Raw genomic sequence first — 19,017 nt, forward strand, 5'->3', positions numbered from 1 at the left:
TCCGGCCGCGCGTGCGACCGGGCGCCCAGGCGCCCGGGCGTGCGCCGAGCCGCGTGCCGGGCCGCGCCGGCCGGTTCATGCCGGGACTCCCACCGGCACGTCCCGCTCAGAAATGATTTTGGAGCGGGAGCCGATCGTCCAGGGCAGGAAGACCCCGGGGAACAGCAGCGGCGCCTTGATCTCGACGCGGACGTAGCCGTAGTCGGGGTTCTTCGGGTTGGTCGTGTAGTGCACCTTGGCGTGCTTCGCGTCGCCCCACATGCCGGTCATCCGGCCCAGCGAGTCCTTCTCGATCCGCGCCCGGTCGCCGCTGACCGCCGCCGTGCGGGCGCCCTCATTGGCGCCGTGCGAGGCGTAGGTCGCGCTCATCCCGAGCACGAAGATCTCCCAGACCGCGACCAGGACCATGCCGATCAGCGGCAGCATCCCGGTGAACTCGACGAACCCCCCGTCCCGCGCGCCGTCGCCGCGGGCGAACAGCCCGCCCTTCGGGAACCGGCCGCCGCCGCCCGCCGGCGCGGTCTCCTTCACCGCCGGGGCCGCGTCCGCCGCGAGCCGCTGGACGGCGCGCCGGAAACCGCCGTCGGTCACCGCGCCCGGCGCCCCGGTGTTCGCGGCCTCCTCCAGCGCCCGGAACGCCGCCGGGACGGTGACGTCCGACAGCGGGATCCCGAGGATCTTGCGGGCCAGGTCCGGCTGGATCTCGTTCTTGCGGCTGTGCCGCACCAGCACCGCGGTCACGTCCTCGGGGTTGCGGACGTCCAGCCGCTCCCACAGCCCGGCCAGCCGCTTGGCGCCGCGCAGCGCGGGCAGGTCGGGGGTCACGGTCACCAGCACCCGGTCGGCCAGCTCGACCCCGGTGATGCTCGCGGCGGTCATCAGCGTCCCGCAGTCGACCACCACCAGGTCGTAGCGGGCCCGCAGCGCGCCGAGGACCAGCCGCGCGGTCTGCCCGGTCACGTCGTCGGCCCGCTCGCCGTCGGCGGGCGCGAGCAGGATGTGCGGCCCGGCCGGGTGGACGTAGAGCGTCTCGGCGAGCATCGAGCCGCCGATGTCGCCCGCGGCCTCGGCGAGGTCGGCGATGCTGCGCCGGTGCGCCAGGTCCAGGTAGGCCGGGACGTCCCCGGCCTGGAGGTCCAGGTCGACCAGGCAGACCGACCGGCCGGGGCCGACCGCCGAGAGCGCCAGATGGACCGCGAGCGTCGTCGTCCCCGTCCCGCCCTTGCCGCCGCTCACCGCGAGGATCTCGCCGCGGCGGGACGACAGCGCCGCACCCGGCGGGCCGTCCGGCGAGGGACGCATGCTGCGGGTCCACTGCGCGGCCGAGGCGATCCGGGACCGCAGCTCCTCCAGCGACGGCCGCCGCGACAGCACACCCCGCGCGCCGACCTCCATCGCCAGCGCCAGCACGTCGGCGCTCGCGGTCTCCGCGATCATGACCACGGCCAGGTGCGGGCGGGCGAGGGCCAGCTCGCGGATCAGGTCCCGGGCCGGCAGCGGCCCGAGCCGCTCGTCGATCAGCACCGCGTCCAGCTGCGGCTCGCCCGCGACCAGGCCGATCAGCGCCGCCGAGGTCGTCTCCACGCCCGCGATCCGGACGTCGGGGAGCTCCTCGACCTGGGTCCGCAGGCCGGTGACGAGCTCGTGGTCCGCGGCGCCGATGAAGATCTCGAAGCTCATCGCGCGGCCTTGGGCGTCTTGCAGAGCTGGTTGGTTGGCGGTTTCGCGTCGCTCTGCCCGCCGACCAGCGCCAGCCGCACCTTCCCGGCGAAGCTCTCGGCGTAGGTCAGGCTGAGCGTCGCGTCCGGATCCAGCGCGAACGTCACCGGGACGACCGTGGCGCCGCCGCCGCCGGCCTCCTTGCCCTGCTCGGTGCGGAGCTGCCCCACGTCGATGATCTGCACCCGGTTGAGCACCCGGACCGCGCAGGACGCGCTGTTGCCGCCGCTGAACGTCGCGTAGACGTCCACGATCGCGCCCGGGTACACCTTGCCCGCCACACCGGTCTCCGCGTCGATCGTGATCGCGATCTCGCGCTGGCCGGGCTTGAGGTCGGGCGCGTCCGACAGCATGCCCTGCTGGAGGTAGGCGCCCTTGGGGAGCACGGACGCGGCGACCTTGCCCTGGATCTCGGCCGGATCGGCGATGAACGTGGCGGGCAGGTACTTCTCCGGCACCTGCACCCGCCGCAGCATCCCGTCCTGGATCGGCTGGAACGGCTCGACCTCGGACTGGAGCTGGAGGACGCCCGTCATCCGTCCCACCTCGGAGCGGACCTGGTTGACGTATCCGAGCACCATCACGAAGACGGCCGCCGCGCCGACGACCGCGACGGTCATCAGCAGCACCCCCCGCCGCTGTCGCGGGTTCATGACACTCCACTCCTCGCCTCGGACGGCGACTCTGCGTGCGTCCCGGCCCCGCCCACACGAGACCCGGCGATCTGGGGCCCGACGGCCCGCGGCCGGTCGAGCTTGGACTCGGCGGCGGGCCCCGTCACGAGCGACATCGTGGCGGCCCTCTCGTCCCGCGCCATCTGCACGACCCCGCCGGAAGCGGGCGCGGGCCGACCCGCGTCCTGCACGATGCCCACCGCCTGCTCCTGGGGGACGCCGCCCGGCCCGGGCGGCGGACACGTTCCGCAGAAGGGGCATCCGGCGGGCCCGCTCGGCTCACCGCACCACGCGCAGGGTTCGCACCGGGTCGCGGCCACCGCCCGCGGCATCGCCTTGGGATGCCCGCTGAGGACGACGAACTCCACGTACTTGCCGCTTCCCCAGAACTTCCTGCCGAGCGGCTGCGCGTCCACGAACGTGACCGTCGCGGCAGCCGCGGCTGGGACGAACCGCTCGTTGAACCACTCGCCGTCGGCGCCCTCGCGCGCGGCCAGGATGTGCACCGGGTCGGCGGGACGGAAGGCCGCCGGGGGCACGGGCCCGTTCTTGACCAGCCGCCGCACCTCCTGGTGGGGCGAGGCCGACACGAGGAACCCTCCCCCCGGAACGTACGACGCCACATGCTGGCCGAGCCCCGTCGGGATGTGCTCCAGCCCCGCGACGCTCCGGAGCCAGGCCCCCGAATGGATCTCCTGGCCCAGCCGTCCCGCCAGGGCCGCCAGCTTCCCGGGCGCGATGTAGGGGGCGACGAAGGTGAGCTGGTCGCCGATCAGGGACAGCGCCAAGGGCGGCAGGTTCAGAGAGATCCCGGCGATGCGGTCGGTCGAGAGCGCCAACCGGGCCATCCGCACGGCCTTCGCGCCGAGACCGTCCAGCCAGGCCGGACGGAGCACCAGCACGGCCTCGTTCGTCTCGGACAGCCGGCACAGGCGCTCGACGGCGTCGTCCAGGGGCTCCCGGGCGGCCGGTGGGGCGATCCGCTCCGCCTCCTGCCCGGTGAGGAACCCGGTGCTCGGAATGTCGGCGAGCACGACGACGGCCGTCACCCTCTCCCCCGGGCTCTCGGTCTGCTCCGTGTCCCCATGTGCCCGACTGTGCCAACCCGGGCCAGGTCGTCCCTAGGGCCCAAGAACCCAAACCCTTGCGGATTCGACTGGGCCCCAGGACCTACCGTCGACATAGGCCCAGGTCAGCCGTGCCGGTGTTTCCCCCTCCGACCCCCGGTGAGCCCTCTGGGCGGCCCAACCGCGCCCGGGTCTAGCCCACCGCGACCGCCCGTCCCGCCCATGGGCCAGCGGCAGGGTCCTGCACCAAAGGCCCGAACCACCGTAGAGGCGTTCCCGCGTCCCACGGGGGAACCGTTCTAGAGTCGCTTATTGCCCTTCCAGCGGACGGTCCCCAAGCACCAGGAGACGGCGATGACGAACCCACCGGCCCCCGGTCAGCCACAGCGCCCGCCGGGTCCCGGCGGACCGGGCGGACCCTACGGCCCGCCTCCCCCACCCCACCCGGCCTCCGTCCCAGGCCCCCGCCCCCAAAGCCCCGCTCCTCCCCCGCAGTACCAGCAACCGCAGCAACCCGAATGGGCCCCGCCGGAGCGCACCGATAAGGGGCTCGTCGGGGCACTGTTCGACGCCAACTTCAACTACATGGTGACGCCGAAGCTCATCAAGCTCTGGTACATCCTTTCGATGCTGCTGGTCAGCTTTCAATGCCTGGTCTTCTTCTGCATCGGGCTCTGGATCGCCGCCCAGGACGACTTCTGGGCCTGGGGCATCCTGATGGTGGTCGCGTCGCCGCTGGTCTGGCTCTTCGAACTGCTGCTGGTCCGGATCCTGATGGAGGCGGTGGTGGTGCGGTTCAAGGGGGTCGAGTACCTCCGGATCATCAAGGACAAGATCTAGAGGTGGCGTTAGGCTCGCCGGGAGTCACGCGACACAGACGGGGCAGCGCAGGTGGCCGACTTCGAGGAGCCAGGGCCGGGAGACGGCGTCCCCCCGCGGGAGACGCGGCGCGATCCGGGTGTGACGCGGCGCGATCCGCGCGTCCCGCCGCCGCGGCCTCCGCAGGGTGCGCCGCCCTCAGGCGGGACGACCCGGCGGGACGTGCCGGGGCAGGTGCCGGGGGGTCCGCTGATGCGGCTGCCCGCGGTGCTGGCCGAGCGCTACGAGGCGGTGGCCGAGCTGCCGGTGCAGGGCGCCGAGTCGGATCTGCTGCTCGTCCGGGACGCGCTCGGTGGCGAGTACGTGGTGAAGGTGTTCCGCCGCGGCTACCACGCCGACCGCGAGGTGTGGGCGAAGCTGCCCGCGCTCGACTCGCCGCACGTGCTGCGGATCCTAGAGACCGGGCACGCCGACGGCCGTGACTACGAGGTCACCGCCTACGCGCCGGACGGGAGCCTGCGGGCGCTGATGGCGGGGCCGCTGCCGGTGGAGGCGGTCGCCGAGATCGTGGCGCAGCTCGCGCGGGGACTGTCGGCGCTGCACGGGACGGGGGTCGTGCACCGCGACCTCAAGCCGGAGAACGTGCTGGTGCTCGGGGCCGATCCGCTGCGGCTGGCGATCGCCGACTTCGGGTTGAGCAAGGCCGTCGACCAGAGCATGGTGTTCGCCTCGTCGTCGCGGACGCTCGCGTACGCGGCGCCGGAGTCGCTGTCCGGGCAGGTCTCGCCCGCGCGCGACTGGTGGTCGCTGGGCATCATCGTCCGGGAGCTGCTGACCGGGCGGGCGCCGTTCCTCGGGCTGAGCGAGACCGCGGTCGTCGACCACCTGGCGACGCGGCCGGTCAGCGCCGACGACGTGCCCGATCCGCGGTTGCGGCTGCTGTGCCGGGGGCTGCTCGCGCGCGATCCGCGCCGCCGCTGGACGGGCGCGCAGGTCGCGGAGTGGCTCGACGGGGCGTCGCCCGCAGTTCCCGAGGAGGCGCCGGCCGCGCCGCTCCTGCCGGGGACGGGGCTGCCGTTCAACGGGCGCCGCTACGACGACCGCGGCGAGCTCGCGCGTGCGCTGGTCGGAGAGTGGGACTACGCGGCGCTGTACTTCTTCGGACGCGGCGAGGCCGGCGAGGCGTGGCGCAGCCTGCGCGACTGGCTGGCGGCGGTCCCCGACGACAGCCGGATCGGCCTGGTCGACGGCTACCTCACCACGGGGCTGGCGCCGGACGTGAAGCTGCTGCATCTGGTGCGGTGGCTGGATCCGGCGCTGCCGCCGCACTTCCTCGGCCGCCGGGTCACCGCCGGGGACCTGCCCGGCCTGGCCGCGCTGGCGGGCGACGCCGCGCATCCCGATCACCGCACCGCGTGCCTGCTCGGCCGCGAGCTGTGGGAGCAGAGCCTGCTGCGGATCCTGGCGGGGTTCGACGGCGGCCGGGAGCTGGCCCGGGTCGACGATCAGTGGCGGGCGCACGTCGGGGCGTGGAACGACCTGGCGGGCTGGCTGCGCGGCCACGAGTCGACGCCTCCCGGCCTCGCGGCCCGCCTCCCGGACGCGGGGTCGGGTCCCGGCGGTCCCGCCGTCCGCGCGGCCGGTGAGCCCCCGGACGGCACGTGGCCGCGCCGGGCGGGATCGGGTGGGGGCGACTCCCGGGTGGCGGGTGGACGGGCGCCGGTGCCCGCCGACGACCCGCCGGTCGTCCTGCTCACGCTGCTGGCGCTCGCCGCGCGTCCGGCCGAGACGCGGCGGGCGCTCGCGGACGCGGCTGCGCGGGCCCGCGCCTCGGTCGCGGAGCGGGTGCCGTGGTTCGAGTGGCTGGCGGACGGTGCGGGCGACGATCCGATGCGGCTGCTCGCCGTGACGCGGGCCGCGCCCGAGGCCGTACTGGAGGTGGAGGCCCGGACGCGTGACGTCCGCGCCGCCGAACAGCGCTCGGAGTCGCTGCGCGCGCAGTGGGCCGAACGGGAGGAGCGCCGCCTGGCCGGACGGGGCGGCGCCGTCGTCCGCGCCGTCGCCTGGTCGCTCCCGCTGCTGGCGTTCTGGCTGCTGGGCGGCTGGGTCTTCGGCACGTTGCTCAACGGGACGACGCAGAACTCGCGCACCGCGCAGGATCCCACCGGGCTGTTCATGGTGTGCTCGTTCGCCGCGTGGGCGGTGCAGTGCGGCAGCGAGGTGGTGCTCGCGCGCGTGCAGGGGGCCGACTACCTTCCGCACGGGCCGTGGGCGGGGCTGTCCAAGCTCTTCGGTGTGAGCAGCCGCGGTCTGTCCACGGCCTCGCGGACCATGTCCTCGGCGGCCGAGCGGACGGGACGGCGCGGCTGTGCGGTGCCGGTGGCCATCGTCGTCGTGATGCTGCTGCTCATCGGTTTCCTGACGATCCTGCTCAGCACGGTGCGGATCCTTCTGTGGATGCTCCTGCTGGTGGCCGGTCCCCTAGCGCACGCCGTCGCCGCCGGAGTGCGGCTGCACCGCTGGCGGCAGGTCCACGCGGACGCCGGACGAAAGGCCGTAGCGTGATGGACGGCCCGCTGTGACGGGTGATGGAACAGCACGCACCAAGGCACGGCGGCGGGTCCGGCCCGTCCGCCTGGGGAGGAGACCATGAGCACCGGTGTCGAGGCCGACATCGCGCTGGACGCGGCGGTGGTCCTCACGCTCGGTATGAACCGGGTGCTGGGCGGTACCGCCGGGCTGGCCGGACGGGGCGCGGAAGTCCTCGCCGCCCTGGCGGCGGAGCGGGCCGAGGCGCGTTCCGCCGCACTGGCAGAGGCCGAGACCTACGAACGGGCGCTGCGCGAGGTGGTCGAGCGCAACGCGCGCATCGCCGCCCTGGCGGGCACGAGGGAGAAGGTGCACGCGGAGAACGCGGTCGCGTTGCCCTCTCCGCTGGTCCTCGCAGACCAGGCGCCCGACGAACTGACCGACTGGTGCGCCGCGACCGACGCGGCCCTGGACGAGTCCGAGCGGCGGCTGTCGGAGCACCTCGCCGCCCAGGTGTCCGCCCGTGTCTTCACGGCCCCTGCGGAGGGCCTGCGCGCCGACATCGGCCAAGGGGCGTCCCCGTCGCCCCTCCACGCGGAACACCGCGCCGAGCGCTCTGCCGCCGGCCCCGCCGAGGCCCGGAAGAAGCTCGAACGGGTGTTGGCGCGGCTCCTTCCCGACGCGCCCGAGGACGAGCGGCGCGCGGTGGCGGACGCCGCGGCGCTGCTCACCGGTGTCGGCACCGCGGAGGAGGCCGAGACGGCGATCACCGAGGTGCGGCTGCGCATCCAGGAGGCCAACCGGCGCACCGAGGAGCAGCGCGCCGAAGACCGCCGGCGCGCCCAAGAGCGGGAGGCCGCCGAGCAGGCCGAGGCCGAACGCCGGTACGTGCTCGGCTCCATCACCTCCGCCTTCGAGGAGATGGGGTACGAGGTCGACGCCGGGTTCGAGACGCTGACCGCCGACGACGGCGCCGTCGTGCTCACCAAGGGCGCCTGGCCCGACCACAGCGTCAAGATGCGGGTGGACGACGCGAGCCAGGTGCGGGCGGCGATGGTGCGGGAGCGTCCGGCCGAGAGCGAGGACGACCGGCGCGTCGACGCCGAGCGCGAGCGCGAGTGGTGCGACGCCTTCGAGGCCGCCCGCGCCCGGCTGGCCGGCGCGGGGATCCGCTCCGGCGTCACGTGGCGGCTCGACCCCGGGGTGCGCGAGCTCCCGGTCTCCCCCGGGGCGCGGCAGACTGGGGCCCGATCCGGACGGCGCGAGCACCGACGGGAACGTGAGAAGTGAACGCGCGGGCCGCAGAGCGGGGGCCGGTGCGGGACCAGAGCGGAGTTGAGCACGTGAGCCGCGAGCGGAGCAAGCCCGATGAGCATTGATTCACCGACCCTCGGGGGCCGGCTGCCCGGCTGGCCGCCGTTCATCCGGGAGCTCGACGCGACCCTGTCGGTGCACTCCCAGTACGTCCTGTCGGGCAACCTGTACGACAGTTTCCTCGCCCCGCCAGCGCAGGTCGGCGGCCCGGCCCGGCTGCTGCCGCTGCGCGATCTGCTGTGGGAGTCGCTGCGGTCCAGCGGGAGCTCCTGCATGGTGGTGTACGACCCGGTGGACGGCCTCCAGATCCATCCCGAGCCCGGCGACGAGATCGGCGACGAGGCGGCGCGGGCGGCCGAGCAGCTGCTCGGCAAGGTGAAGGCCGACGAGAAGCCGTCCCTGGAGGCGCTGACCCGGCACCTGGCCGCGGTGGCCCGCCCGCAGGAGAACGTGCGCGCCGCGTTCGTGATCGACTCGGCGTCCCGCATCGCCCGCACGCCGACGGACCTGGAACCGGCCGAGCGCGACTTCTTCCGGTTCTGCGCGAAGCTGTCGCGCACCGCCCGGCCGGTGCGGGTGGTGGGCGCGCGGCCCAAGCCGCTCTACAACCCGGTCATGTGGCTGGTGGAGCGGCCCGGCGACCTGCCGCCGTGGCTGACCAACGACAACGAGAACATCCGCGAGATCACCATCCCGCGCCCGCATCTCGGCGACCGGCAGGAGACCGCGCGGCTGCTGGCCCGCGCGTTCGGGGTGAGCGACGCGGGCGCCGACGACGCCGCCGCGGAGGCGTGCGACGCGTTCGCCGAGCAGGCCGACGGCCTCACCCTCCAGTCGATGATCGAGGTGACCCGGCTGGCCAAGGAGCGCAACGTCAGCCTGGCCGACCTGCCGGACGCGGTGCGCACCTACAAGCTGGGCGTGCTCGACAACCCGTGGAGCCGCGGGCACCTGCGCCGCCGCGTCCTGGAGGGCGAGAAGAAGGTCCCCGAGCGGGTGATCGGGCAGCCGCAGGCGGTCACCAAGACGCTCGACATCCTCAAGCGCGCGGTGCTCGGGCTGTCCGGCGCGCAGGCCACCCGGTCCGGGAGCCGGCCGCGCGGCGTGCTGTTCTTCGCCGGGCCGACCGGCACCGGCAAGACCGAGCTGGCCAAGGCGATCACCGAGCTGGTCTTCGGGGACGAGTCGGCGTACCTGCGCTTCGACATGAGCGAGTTCTCCGCCGAGGGCTCGGGCGACCGGCTGATCGGTTCGCCGCCCGGGTACGTCGGGCACGAGGCGGGCGGCGAGCTGACCAACGCGGTCCGCGCCGACCCGTTCCGGGTGATCCTCTTCGACGAGATCGAGAAGGCGCATCCGCGGATCCTGGACAAGTTCCTCCAGATCCTGGAGGACGGCCGGCTCACCGACGGGCGCGGCAACACCGTGCACTTCTCCGAGGCGATCCTGATCTTCACCTCGAACCTGGGGATGTACGTGCGCGGCCACGACATCACCGCCCGCGACGACGGCCCTACCGGCCCGGCCGCGCGCGTGCGGAACATCACCCCGGGGATGACCTACGAGGAGATCGAGCAGCGGATCAAGGGGTCGGTCGCCGACCACTTCACCGAGGTGCTCAACCGGCCCGAGCTGCTCAACCGGTTCGGCGACAACATCGTGGTGTTCGACTTCATCGGCGGCGCCGCGGCCGACAAGATCTTCGACCTCCAGTTCGCGAACATCTGCCGCCGCGTCACCGACGAGCACCGGCTGATCCTGGCGGTCAAGGGCGAGGCGCTGCAAACGCTGCGCGACTGGTGCACCGCCGAGCTCGACAAGGGCGGGCGGGGCATCGGGATGGCCCTGGAGTCCCACTTCGTCAACCCGCTGGCGCGCGCGCTGTTCGACCGCGAGCTCGTCCCGGACGAGCGGGTGACGGTGTCGGCCGTCCGGCGCGAGGGCGGCATCGTCCACGTGGACCTCCAGTGACCGATCCCGCAGCACCCGTCGCCGAAACGTCCCCGGGCGGCGCCTCGCTGCTGCTCGCCAAGGCGCACTACCCGGTCACCACGCTGGGCCCCGGGACCCGCGCCGGGATCTGGACGCAGGGGTGCACGCTGCACTGCCCCGGCTGCCTCTCGAGGGACACCTGGGAGGCCGATCCGGGCAGATCCGTGCCGGTGGAGGCGGTGCTCGGATGGCTGGCGTCCCTGCCCGGCCCGGTGGACGGGGTCACCATCTCCGGGGGCGAGCCGTTCCAGCAGCCGGAGGCGCTGGCGGCGCTGCTCAGAGGGATCCGCGCGTGGCGGGACGCCCGGCAGCGTGAGACGATTCCGTTGGACATTCTCGTCTACAGCGGATATGTCTACACACGGCTCTCGCGTTCCGGTATCACGCGCGAGATCCTTGGCATGTGCGACGCCGTCATCACGGGGCCGTACGTCGACCGGCTGAATCCGGAGGGACGGCGCCCCCCGGACGACTCCCTACTCTGGAGGGGGTCGGCCAACCAGCGCGTCGTTCCGCTGTCCCCGCTCGGGGACGAACGGTACGCGGCACCGGCCGGCATCGTGGAGACTGAGGAAGACGCAGGGCCCCGAGTACAGGTGTCCGTGGACGAGGGGCCGGAGGGAAGGCGGGTGTACTACATCGGGATCCCGCGAAGGGGTGACATGGATCACCTCTCATCGACGCTCGAACGCGCCGGGGTGCGCTCGGGGGATGTGTCATGGCGACCATGAACTGTCCTGTCTGTGACGAGCCCGTCCAGCCAGGCGATCTGCTGTGCCTGAGCTGCGGTGCCAACCTGGCGCGTTCAGGGGGCGGCGCGCGCCGCCCGGGCGGGTACGACGAGCAGCAGCCGCCGCGGATCCCCCCGCCGCCGGGCCCGCAGCACGGCGGTCCCCCGCAGCAGGGACAGCCCTACCAGCAGGCGCCCCAGTACCCGCCGCCGCAGCACCATGCCCCTCACCAGCAGGCCCCACACCAGCAGGCGCCCCACCAGCAGGCACCGCCGCAGCACCAGGCACCGCCCGGTCCGTCCTCGGACCCGTGGGGCCAGCCACAGCAACCCCAGCAGCAGGGTCCTGAGTCGTGGGGGCCGCCTCCCCAGCAGCACAGCGGCCAGCAGCAGGCACCGGCCGACCAATGGGGGGCTCCGCCGCCGCCTCCGCAGCAGCAGGCGCCGCACCAGCAGGCGCCGCACCAGCAGCAGGCTCCCGACAGCCAGTGGGGCGCTCCGCCGCCACAACAGCAGGCGCCGCCGCCACAGCAGCAGGCTCCCACCGACCAGTGGGGCGCTCCGCCGCAGCAGGCACCGCACCAGCAGGCACCGGCCGACCAGTGGGGCGCACCGCCGCCCCCGCAGCAGCAGGCACCGCACCAGCAGCACGCTCCTGAGCACTATCAGGTGCCCCCGGGGCCCGGCGACCACCAGTTCCCGCCGCCTCAGCAGCACGACCAGCGCCCGCCGATGCCGCAGCCGCAGCACGGACAGGCGCCGCTGCTCCCACCGGACCAGCAGGGCCAGCACGGCCAGCAGCGTCCGCCGGCGAGTGACAGCACCGCGTTCATGTGCCCGTACTGCGAGGCGGTGCTGAGCAATCCCGCCGCCGCGCAGTGCGACTCCTGCCTGCGCCCGCTGCCGCAGCAGGGCACGCCGGTGCTGCGGGTGATGTTCCCCTCGGGCGAGCTGAAGATCTCGATCGGGCAGCACCTGGTGCTGGGCCGCGACGCCGGGCAGTCGCCGGTGGCAGCCACGTTCACCCAGTACGACAACGTCTCGCGGCGGCACTCGACGGTCTGGCTCGACCCGTCGGGCACCGCGTGGGTCCGCGACGAGGGGTCCACCAACGGGACGTTCGTCAACGGCGAGCGCCTCCCCCGCGGCGTGGAGGCGCCCCTGCGCGACGGCGACCAGCTCCGGCTGGCCGCCGACGTGACCGGCACCGTGCAGCTCAACTAGCGCCAGGCACCGCCAGACGCGAAACGACGGCGGCCCGGGGATCTGATCCCCGGGCCGCCGTCGTCTGCTTTCCCGTCTGCGTTCCCGCCCGCGCACGGCCGACGTGCTCGCGCGGGCGGTACGCGCCCCGCCCGGCACGCCCGTGCGCGCCGGCGCGCACGGGCGGTGTCAGCCGGTGTCGGCCGGTGTCAGCCGGCGCGCTTGGTCCGGGCGCGGGTGCGCTCGCGGTCCTTGGCGTCCAGCACGACCTTGCGGATGCGGACGGCGGTCGGGGTGGTCTCGACGCACTCGTCCTCGCGGCAGAACTCCAGCGCCTCTTCCAGCGACAGGTTGCGGGGCGGGGTGAGCCGCTCCAGCTCGTCGCCGGTGGAGGAGCGCATGTTGGTGAGCTTCTTCTCCTTGGTGATGTTGACGTCCATGTCGTCGGAGCGGGAGTTCTCCCCGACGATCATGCCCTCGTACACCTCGGTGGTCGGGCCGACGAAGAAGGTGCCGCGCTCCTGGAGGTTGGTGATCGCGAACGCGGTCGCGACGCCGGACCGGTCGGCGACCAGGGAGCCGGACGGGCGGGTGCGCAGCTCGCCGAACCAGGGCTCGTACGCCTCGAACACGTGGTGCGCCATGCCGGTGCCGCGGGTGTCGGTCATGAACTCGGTGCGGAACCCGATCAGCCCGCGGGCGGGGACCAGGAACTCCATCCGCACCCAGCCGGTGCCGTGGTTGGTCATGTGCTCCATCCGGCCCTTGCGGACCGCCATGAGCTGCGTCATCGCGCCGAGGTACTCCTCGGGGATGTCGACGGTGAGGCGCTCGACCGGCTCGTGCTTCTTGCCGTCGATCTCGCGGGCGACCACCTGCGGCTTGCCGACGGTCAGCTCGTAGCCCTCGCGGCGCATGTTCTCGACCAGGATGGCCAGCGCCAGCTCGCCGCGGCCCTGCACCTCCCAGGTGTCGGGACGCTCGGTCGGCAGCACCTTGATCGACACGTTGCCGATCAGCTCGCGGTCGAGCCGGTCCCGGACCATCCGCGCGGTGACCTTGGTGCCCTTCTCGCGGCCGGCCATCGGGCTGGTGTTGGTGCCGATGGTCATCGAGATCGCAGGCTCGTCCACCGTGATGAACGGCAGCGGGCGCGGGTCGTCGGGGTCGGCGATGGTGTCACCGATCATGATGTCCGGGATGCCGGCGATCGCGATGATGTCGCCGGGGCCCGCCTCGTCGGCGGGCTTGCGCTCCAGCGCCTCGGTCATCAGCAGCTCGGTGATCTTCACCTTCTCGACGCTGCCGTCGTGCCGGCACCAGGCGACCTGCTGGCCCTTCTTGATCACGCCGGCGTGCACCCGGCACAGCGCGATCCGGCCGAGGTAGCTGGAGGCGTCCAGATTGGTGACGTGCGCCTGGAGCGTGTGGTCGGGGTCGTAGGACGGCGCCGGGATGGTCTCGGTGATGACCTGGAACAGCGGCTCCAGGTCCTCGGCGTCCGGCATCTCGCCGTCGCCCGGCTTGGTCAGCGACGCGCGGCCGGCCCGGCCCGAGGCGTAGACGATCGGGAAGTCGATCTGGTCCTCTTCGGCGTCGAGGTCCATGAACAGCTCGTAGGTCTCGTCGACGACCTCGGTGATGCGGGCGTCGGGCCGGTCGGTCTTGTTGACGACCAGGATGACCGGGAGCCGCGCCTCCAGGGCCTTGCGGAGCACGAACCGGGTCTGCGGGAGGGGCCCCTCGCTGGCGTCCACCAGCAGCACGACGCCGTCGACCATGGACAGGCCGCGCTCGACCTCGCCGCCGAAGTCGGCGTGGCCCGGGGTGTCGATGATGTTGATCGTCATCCCGTTGTGCCGGACCGCGGTGTTCTTGGCGAGGATCGTGATCCCCTTCTCGCGCTCCAGGTCGTTGGAGTCCATGACGCGGTCGTTGACGTCCTGGTTCTCGCGGAAGGCACCGGACTGCCAGAGCATGGCGTCGACCAGCGTCGTCTTACCGTGGTCGACGTGGGCGACGATCGCGACGTTCCGGAGATCGTCGCGCGTGGAAGTAGGCATGCGGATTCGCCTTGCGTGAGAGTTCGGAGGTCGCCGCAGACGCGCGGCTATAGACCATTCTACTTCGCCGCGCGCCGCACCCCGGACGGCCGGCCGTCCGGACGGCCCCGAAGGGGCTTATTTGGCCCTCTTTGCCCATCCTTTGTAGTCTCCACCAGATCCGACCGTTCGAGGTCCCGCCCCCGGGGCCGCGGCCGGACCGCCGAGTCCCCTCCGCGAGGGGAACCGGGGACCCAACCCCTGGGGTGAATCGACGCGAGTCGTAGGGCGGCTCCTGGCCCGAACCCGTCAGCTAACCCGGTAGGCGACGAAGGAGAGGAGAACCCCGGCTTGGTTCCGGACCCCCATCGACGACGACGCGTCACCCCCGTGGCCACCGCGGCGACCGTGATCGCGGTCGTCCTCGGCACCGCGGCCCCCGTCACCGCGCACGCCGCCCAGCCCGCCGCGCCGCAGGCCGCGGCCCCACAGGCCGCGCCGGCCCCGGCCCCCTCCCCCGCGGGCAAGCCCAGCGAGGGCGAGCTGCGCAAGCGGCTGAACGCGCTGAACACCGAGGCCGAGAAGCTCACCGAGAAGTTCAACAAAACCCGCGTCGAGCTGGGCAAGGCGACGAAGGCCGCGCAGGCCACCGCCAAGACCGCCGCCGGCCTGGAGGCGCAGGCGGCGCCGGCCCGCCAGCGGCTCGGCAGCCTGGCCGCCGCCAGCTACATGAACGGCGGCGCCGACCCGATGTTCGGCGCGGGCGGTGGCGGCGACGACTCCAGCGGGCTGACCGACACCGCCTACCTGGCGCAGAGCCGGGCGGCGTCCGTCGCCGGGCTCCAGGGCCAGATCGACCGGGCCAACAAGGCGGCCAAGGCCGCCGCCGCCCAGGCCGCCCAGGTCGAGCGGGCCACCGCCGAGGCCAAGACCGCGCGGCAGGCCGCCAAGACCAAGGTCGGCCAGGTGCTCAAGCAGCTCGACAAGCTGACCACCACCCACATCAAGGACCCCAAGACGGGGCTGAGCGCCACGGTGAAGGGCTCCGGGCTGCCCGCCAAGATGACCCGCGTCGCGCTCACCAAGCTCGGCAGCCCGTACGTCTGGGCGGCCGCGGGGCCGACGACGTTCGACTGCTCGGGCCTGGTCATCTGGGCGTACGGCAAGGTCGGCAAGCCGGGCCTGCCGCACTACACCGGCGACCTGTTCGGGATGGGCCAGAAGGTCGACCGCGGCTCGATGCGCTCGGGCGACCTGGTCTACTTCGGCAGTGACCTTCACCACATGGGCATCTACCTCGGCGGCGGCAAGTACCTGCACGCCCCGCAGACCGGCGATGTCGTGAAGATCTCCAACCTGTCGGACCGGTCCGACTTCGCGGGCGCCAACCGCATCTCCTGATCAGTTCCGCTCTTCCGCGACGGCCTCCCGCCCCAGGTGGGGGGCCGTCGCCGTCCCTGTCGCCGCCGCCGGCCGGTCCCGGACCCCGAACACCTGGAGCAGCAGCCCGAGCGCCGCGACCGCTGCCGCCGCCCAAGGCAGCGCCCCGGCCGTCAGGCCCGCCGACATGGCGACACCACCGAGGGCCGAGCCCGCCGCGCTGCCCAGATAGAGGGCCGAATTGTTCATCGCGACGGCGACACCGCCGCGCCTCTCGCCGCCGAGTTCCAGCAGCCGCTGCTGCTGTGGGACCTGCGTCGCCCAGCCGACCATGCCCCACACGACGAGGGGCAGGACCGCCAGCGGGGCGGCCATGTGCGCGAACAGGGGCAGCAACGCCTGGGAGAGGGCCAGCCCCCCGATTATCACGACCATGAGCCCTCGCACCCGTCCGATTCTGTCCACTATCGGCCCCACCGCGACGCTCCCGACGACGCCGCCGATCCCCCACGCCCACAGGTAGGGGGCCACGTCGCGCACACCGCCCGCGTCGGCGAGCACCGGGGCGAGGTAGGTGTAGAGCCCCAGGCTCGCGACCGCGGCCAGGAAGGAGACCCCGGCCACCGGCGCGATCCTCCGGTCGACCAGCACGGTGAGCCGCTCCCGCGCGCTCGCCACCGCGCCGGCCGGGACGGGCGGGAGCCAGGCCATCGCCGCCAGGACCGCCGCGCCCAGCGCCGTGATCAGCCACAGCGTGGCCCGCCAGCCCGCGTGCTCGGCCAGCAGCACGCCGAGCGGCACCCCGAGCACGGTGCCGGCGCTCATCCCGCCCATGATCGTGGCGAGCGCGCGGCCCTGGCGGCCCGGCGCGGCCAGCGCCGCCGCCGCGGTGCTCGCCTGGGACGAGTACAGCCCCGCCCCGGCGCCCGCGATCACCCTGGAGACGATCAGCAGCGGGAGCCCGGTGGCGACGGCGGTCATCCCGTTCGCCACGGTGAAGACGGCGAGCGACAGCACCAGCACGGTGCGGGTCCCGGCTCCGGCGAGCGCCGCCGCGCTCAGCGGCGCGGCGATCGCGTAGGCGAGGGTGAACGCCGTCACCATCTGCGCCACGACCGGCACGGTCGAGCCGGTGTCGCCCGCGATGACCGGCAGCAGCCCGGCCATCACGTAGGCGTCCAGCCCGAGGGCGAAGGCCCCCAGGGCCAGCACGAGTATCTTGCGCACGGTCCCTCCAGTCACGACCTGCGGAAACGAAGATCAGCCGGAGCGTAGGCAGCGGGACCGGGCGAAGAGAAATGTTCCGGGCGCGGCATTTATGCTGCGGAAGCATGGATCACTTCGGCGGCGCGCCCGCCCCCTTCGACGGGGTCGCGGGGGTCGAGCTGCGGCATCTGCGGGCGTTCATGGCGGTCGCGGACGAGGGCGGCTTCACCCACGCGGCGGCACGGCTGCGGATCGGGCAGCCGACGCTGACCCGCACCGTCCGCTCGCTGGAGGAGACGCTCGGCGCCCGGCTGTTCGACCGCACGACCCGCCGGGTGGAACTCACCCCCGAGGGGCGGCGCCTACGCGACGACCTCGCCGGACTGCTGCCCCGGCTGGACGAGGCACTGCGCGCTCCCTGCGCGGGCTCGCTGCTGAGGCTCGGGTTCACCTGGACGCTCCCGGACGGCTGGGCGCGGGTGAGCCGGGCGTTCGAGTCGGAAACGGGCGCGCGCGTGCGCCTGGTGCGCCGTGACGCCCCGCTCGCCGGACTCGACGCCGGGGACTGCGACGTGGCGGTACTGCGCGGCGAGGCGTCCGAGAACGTCCCCGGGCTGGCGACGTCCACGCTCCTGCACGAGCGGCGGGTGGCCGCCGTCGCCACCGGCTCCCCGCTCTCCGCCCGCCGGGTGCTCGATTGGACGGAGCTCGCCGACTGGCCGCTGGTGGTGAACACGCTCACCGGGACGACCCGTCTGGACCTCTGGCCGGAGGCGCGGCGCCCCCAGGTCCGCTGCACGGCCGACAACGTGGACGAGTGGGTGGAGGCGATCGCCGCCGGACACGGTGTCGGTGTGGCGCCCGAGTCCGTGCGCCGGTACTCGCATCCGGGCGTGCGGTACGTGCGGTTGAAGAACGCCCCGGCCGTCCCCTTGGTGATCGCGATTCCCGCGTCCGGCGCGCATCCGCTCGCCGCCCGGTTCGCGGCCACCGCGCGGCGCCTCACCGCGCCGCATCTCAGCGGGCCGCGCCGCGCCGCGCCGGGCCCCACCGCGCCGAACCCCACCGGGCGCACTCCCGCGCGGCCCCGCGGCGCGGCCTCCTAGCGCGGGGCGCCGAGGTCCGCGGCGAGGACGTCGATGACGGGGCGGTCGCCCGGGAGCCAGTCGACGTCGTACAGCTCGTCGGGGGCCAGCCAGCGGAGCGCGAGGTGTTCCAGCGCCCGCGGTTCGCCCTCCAGCAGCCCGGCCGTCCACACCCGCAGGACGGCGGTGTCGCTCAGCCGCCAGTCACCGCCGACCTGCCGGTCCAGCCGGACCTTGACGCCGAGCTCCTCCTCGCACTCGCGGACGAGCGCCTCCTCGTCCGACTCCCCCGGGTCGACCTTTCCGCCCGGGAGCTCCCAGCCTCCGGCCATCCGCGGCGGCTCGGCGCGCTGCGCGGTCAGCAGCCGCCCGTCCGAGATGATCGCCGCGCCCACCACAACGAGGTCGATGGCGAGTCCCCTCTCCTGGTCGTCCATCATGCTGCGGACATCATGCCGGGTGGTTCACGTCCCGGCGGGGCCGCCGTTCGGGACGGCCTCCGCAGCCCCCTGCGCCGCGCGGATCCCCTCGACGGTGCGGACCGCCTCCTCGACGATCTCCTCCAGGTGCCCGCCATGCGCCCCGCGCCAGTAGACCTGCCCGCAGTCCTCGCAGCGCCCGTACACGTCGTAGCTGTCGCGGGTGCCCCTGCGCAGTTCCCGTTCGACCTCCTGCTTGTCGACCGCGACGAGCCGTCCGTTGCAGGCGGTGCACCGGGTCCAGGGCCGCAGCACCGGCGCGAACCGGCCGAGCAGGTCGGCGAGCTGGTCGTCCGGCCGGGAGCCCCGGACGTACGCGCCGAACCACAGCGCGCGGCGGCGCAGCAGGCCCCGGTCCTGCGTGAGGAGCACCCGCCGCTCCGCGTTCGCCTGGACGACCAGCGCGGGGTCGTCCATGTCGTTGTGGTAGGCGGTGTCGAGGCCGAGCAGCCGCATCCGCCGGGCGAGCGTGCCGAGGTGCACGTCGAGCAGGAAGGCGGGCGCGTCCTCGCCGGGCTCCAGGGGCACCGGCTGCGGCCGGGGCACCGCCGCGACCCGGGCCTCGTCACCGGCCACGGGCCGGGCGGACGGCTCAGCCGGGGCGCCCCCGAGCGTCATCGGACCGGCCTCGGGCAGCGGGACTCCCAGGGCCTCCACCAGGTGTCCCAGCGTCGACGTCCCGTCGCAGGCCACCCGCTGTTCCAGAGCCCGCCGGCTCGCGGGCAGGAAGATCAGTAGTTCGTCGGCGATCCGGATGCTCATCTCGGGTTCCACAGGC

Annotated in this window: 16 protein-coding genes and 1 riboswitch; of the genes, 8 read left to right on the forward strand and 8 right to left on the reverse strand. The window is 73.7% G+C overall.

Going from position 1 to position 19,017, the window contains the following annotated elements; translation table 11 throughout:
* Positions 1 to 75: 75 nt before the first annotated feature.
* The 3 genes from QP090_RS08570 to QP090_RS08580 are packed head-to-tail and all read right to left on the reverse strand — an operon-like array spanning position 76 to position 3,442.
* Positions 76 to 1,680, reverse strand: coding sequence for a CpaE/TadZ family protein (locus QP090_RS08570; RefSeq protein WP_285938005.1), 1,605 nt, complete (start codon positions 1,678 to 1,680; stop codon positions 76 to 78).
* Entirely contained in the window at positions 1,677 to 2,372 is a 696-nt protein-coding gene (gene cpaB, locus QP090_RS08575; RefSeq protein WP_285938006.1) for a Flp pilus assembly protein CpaB, read from the reverse strand. The genes QP090_RS08570 and cpaB overlap by 4 nt, the downstream gene beginning before the upstream one ends.
* Positions 2,369 to 3,442 carry a hypothetical protein gene (locus tag QP090_RS08580; RefSeq protein ID WP_285938007.1) on the reverse strand — a complete coding sequence of 358 codons (1,074 nt, stop codon included), beginning with the start codon at positions 3,440 to 3,442 and terminating at the stop codon, positions 2,369 to 2,371. The genes cpaB and QP090_RS08580 overlap by 4 nt, the downstream gene beginning before the upstream one ends.
* A 372-nt stretch (positions 3,443 to 3,814) precedes the next feature.
* Between QP090_RS08580 and QP090_RS08585 the strand changes: the two genes are divergently transcribed.
* The 5 genes from QP090_RS08585 to QP090_RS08605 all read left to right on the forward strand — a co-directional run bounded on the left by QP090_RS08585 (position 3,815) and on the right by QP090_RS08605 (position 10,845).
* Positions 3,815 to 4,300: a DUF4282 domain-containing protein gene (locus tag QP090_RS08585; RefSeq protein ID WP_285938008.1), complete on the forward strand. Its 486-nt coding sequence runs from the start codon at positions 3,815 to 3,817 to the stop codon at positions 4,298 to 4,300.
* 231 nt (positions 4,301 to 4,531) lie between these two features.
* Complete coding sequence (locus tag QP090_RS08590; protein ID WP_285938009.1) at positions 4,532 to 6,844, forward strand: protein kinase domain-containing protein; 2,313 nt, start codon at positions 4,532 to 4,534, stop codon at positions 6,842 to 6,844.
* An 84-nt stretch (positions 6,845 to 6,928) separates the two neighbouring features.
* A complete protein-coding gene (locus QP090_RS08595; protein WP_285938010.1) occupies positions 6,929 to 8,098 on the forward strand; it encodes a response regulator receiver protein in 1,170 nt (389 codons plus the stop codon).
* A 78-nt stretch (positions 8,099 to 8,176) separates the two neighbouring features.
* Positions 8,177 to 10,093, forward strand: a complete 1,917-nt coding sequence (locus tag QP090_RS08600; protein ID WP_285938011.1) for an AAA family ATPase — start codon at positions 8,177 to 8,179, stop codon at positions 10,091 to 10,093.
* Positions 10,090 to 10,845 (forward strand): 4Fe-4S single cluster domain-containing protein, encoded by a 756-nt coding sequence (locus QP090_RS08605; protein ID WP_285938012.1) that lies wholly within the window; start codon positions 10,090 to 10,092, stop codon positions 10,843 to 10,845. Before QP090_RS08600 ends, QP090_RS08605 begins: the two co-directional genes overlap by 4 nt.
* Before the next feature lie 74 nt (positions 10,846 to 10,919).
* On the opposite strand, the gene QP090_RS08610 is transcribed toward QP090_RS08605, so the two are convergent.
* Positions 10,920 to 11,636, reverse strand: coding sequence for a hypothetical protein (locus QP090_RS08610; RefSeq protein ID WP_285938013.1), 717 nt, complete (start codon positions 11,634 to 11,636; stop codon positions 10,920 to 10,922).
* Positions 11,637 to 11,675: 39 nt separating this feature from the next.
* Here QP090_RS08610 and QP090_RS08615 point away from each other — a divergent pair, with 39 nt between their 5' ends.
* The gene (locus QP090_RS08615) at positions 11,676 to 12,068 is read left to right on the forward strand and encodes an FHA domain-containing protein (RefSeq protein ID WP_285938014.1); all 393 of its coding nucleotides are present in this window, start codon (positions 11,676 to 11,678) and stop codon (positions 12,066 to 12,068) included.
* A gap of 188 nt (positions 12,069 to 12,256) precedes the next feature.
* Here QP090_RS08615 and typA read toward each other — a convergent pair whose 3' ends face one another.
* Entirely contained in the window at positions 12,257 to 14,110 is a 1,854-nt protein-coding gene (typA, locus tag QP090_RS08620) for a translational GTPase TypA (protein ID WP_285938015.1), read from the reverse strand.
* A 190-nt stretch (positions 14,111 to 14,300) separates the two neighbouring features.
* A riboswitch (cyclic di-AMP (ydaO/yuaA leader) is annotated at positions 14,301 to 14,433 on the forward strand.
* Between the two features lie 46 nt (positions 14,434 to 14,479).
* Between typA and QP090_RS08625 the strand changes: the two genes are divergently transcribed.
* Complete coding sequence (locus QP090_RS08625; RefSeq protein WP_285938016.1) at positions 14,480 to 15,490, forward strand: C40 family peptidase; 1,011 nt, start codon at positions 14,480 to 14,482, stop codon at positions 15,488 to 15,490.
* Here QP090_RS08625 and QP090_RS08630 read toward each other — a convergent pair whose 3' ends face one another.
* Positions 15,491 to 16,696: an MFS transporter gene (locus tag QP090_RS08630; protein ID WP_285938017.1), complete on the reverse strand. Its 1,206-nt coding sequence runs from the start codon at positions 16,694 to 16,696 to the stop codon at positions 15,491 to 15,493.
* A gap of 104 nt (positions 16,697 to 16,800) precedes the next feature.
* On the opposite strand from QP090_RS08630, the gene QP090_RS08635 reads away from it, so the two are divergent.
* Positions 16,801 to 17,781 (forward strand): LysR family transcriptional regulator, encoded by a 981-nt coding sequence (locus QP090_RS08635; protein WP_285938018.1) that lies wholly within the window; start codon positions 16,801 to 16,803, stop codon positions 17,779 to 17,781.
* Here the strand turns inward: QP090_RS08635 and QP090_RS08640 are convergent.
* Together QP090_RS08640 and QP090_RS08645 are read right to left on the reverse strand one after the other, a co-directional pair.
* Positions 17,778 to 18,200: a (deoxy)nucleoside triphosphate pyrophosphohydrolase gene (locus QP090_RS08640; RefSeq protein WP_285938019.1), complete on the reverse strand. Its 423-nt coding sequence runs from the start codon at positions 18,198 to 18,200 to the stop codon at positions 17,778 to 17,780. The genes QP090_RS08635 and QP090_RS08640 overlap by 4 nt on opposite strands.
* Before the next feature lie 24 nt (positions 18,201 to 18,224).
* Positions 18,225 to 19,001, reverse strand: a complete 777-nt coding sequence (locus QP090_RS08645) for a Mut7-C RNAse domain-containing protein (RefSeq protein WP_285938020.1) — start codon at positions 18,999 to 19,001, stop codon at positions 18,225 to 18,227.
* Between the last annotated feature and the right edge of the window lie 16 nt (positions 19,002 to 19,017).

The sequence above is a fragment of the Actinomadura xylanilytica genome (assembly GCF_030283145.1).
Classification (GTDB): domain Bacteria; phylum Actinomycetota; class Actinomycetes; order Streptosporangiales; family Streptosporangiaceae; genus Spirillospora; species Spirillospora xylanilytica.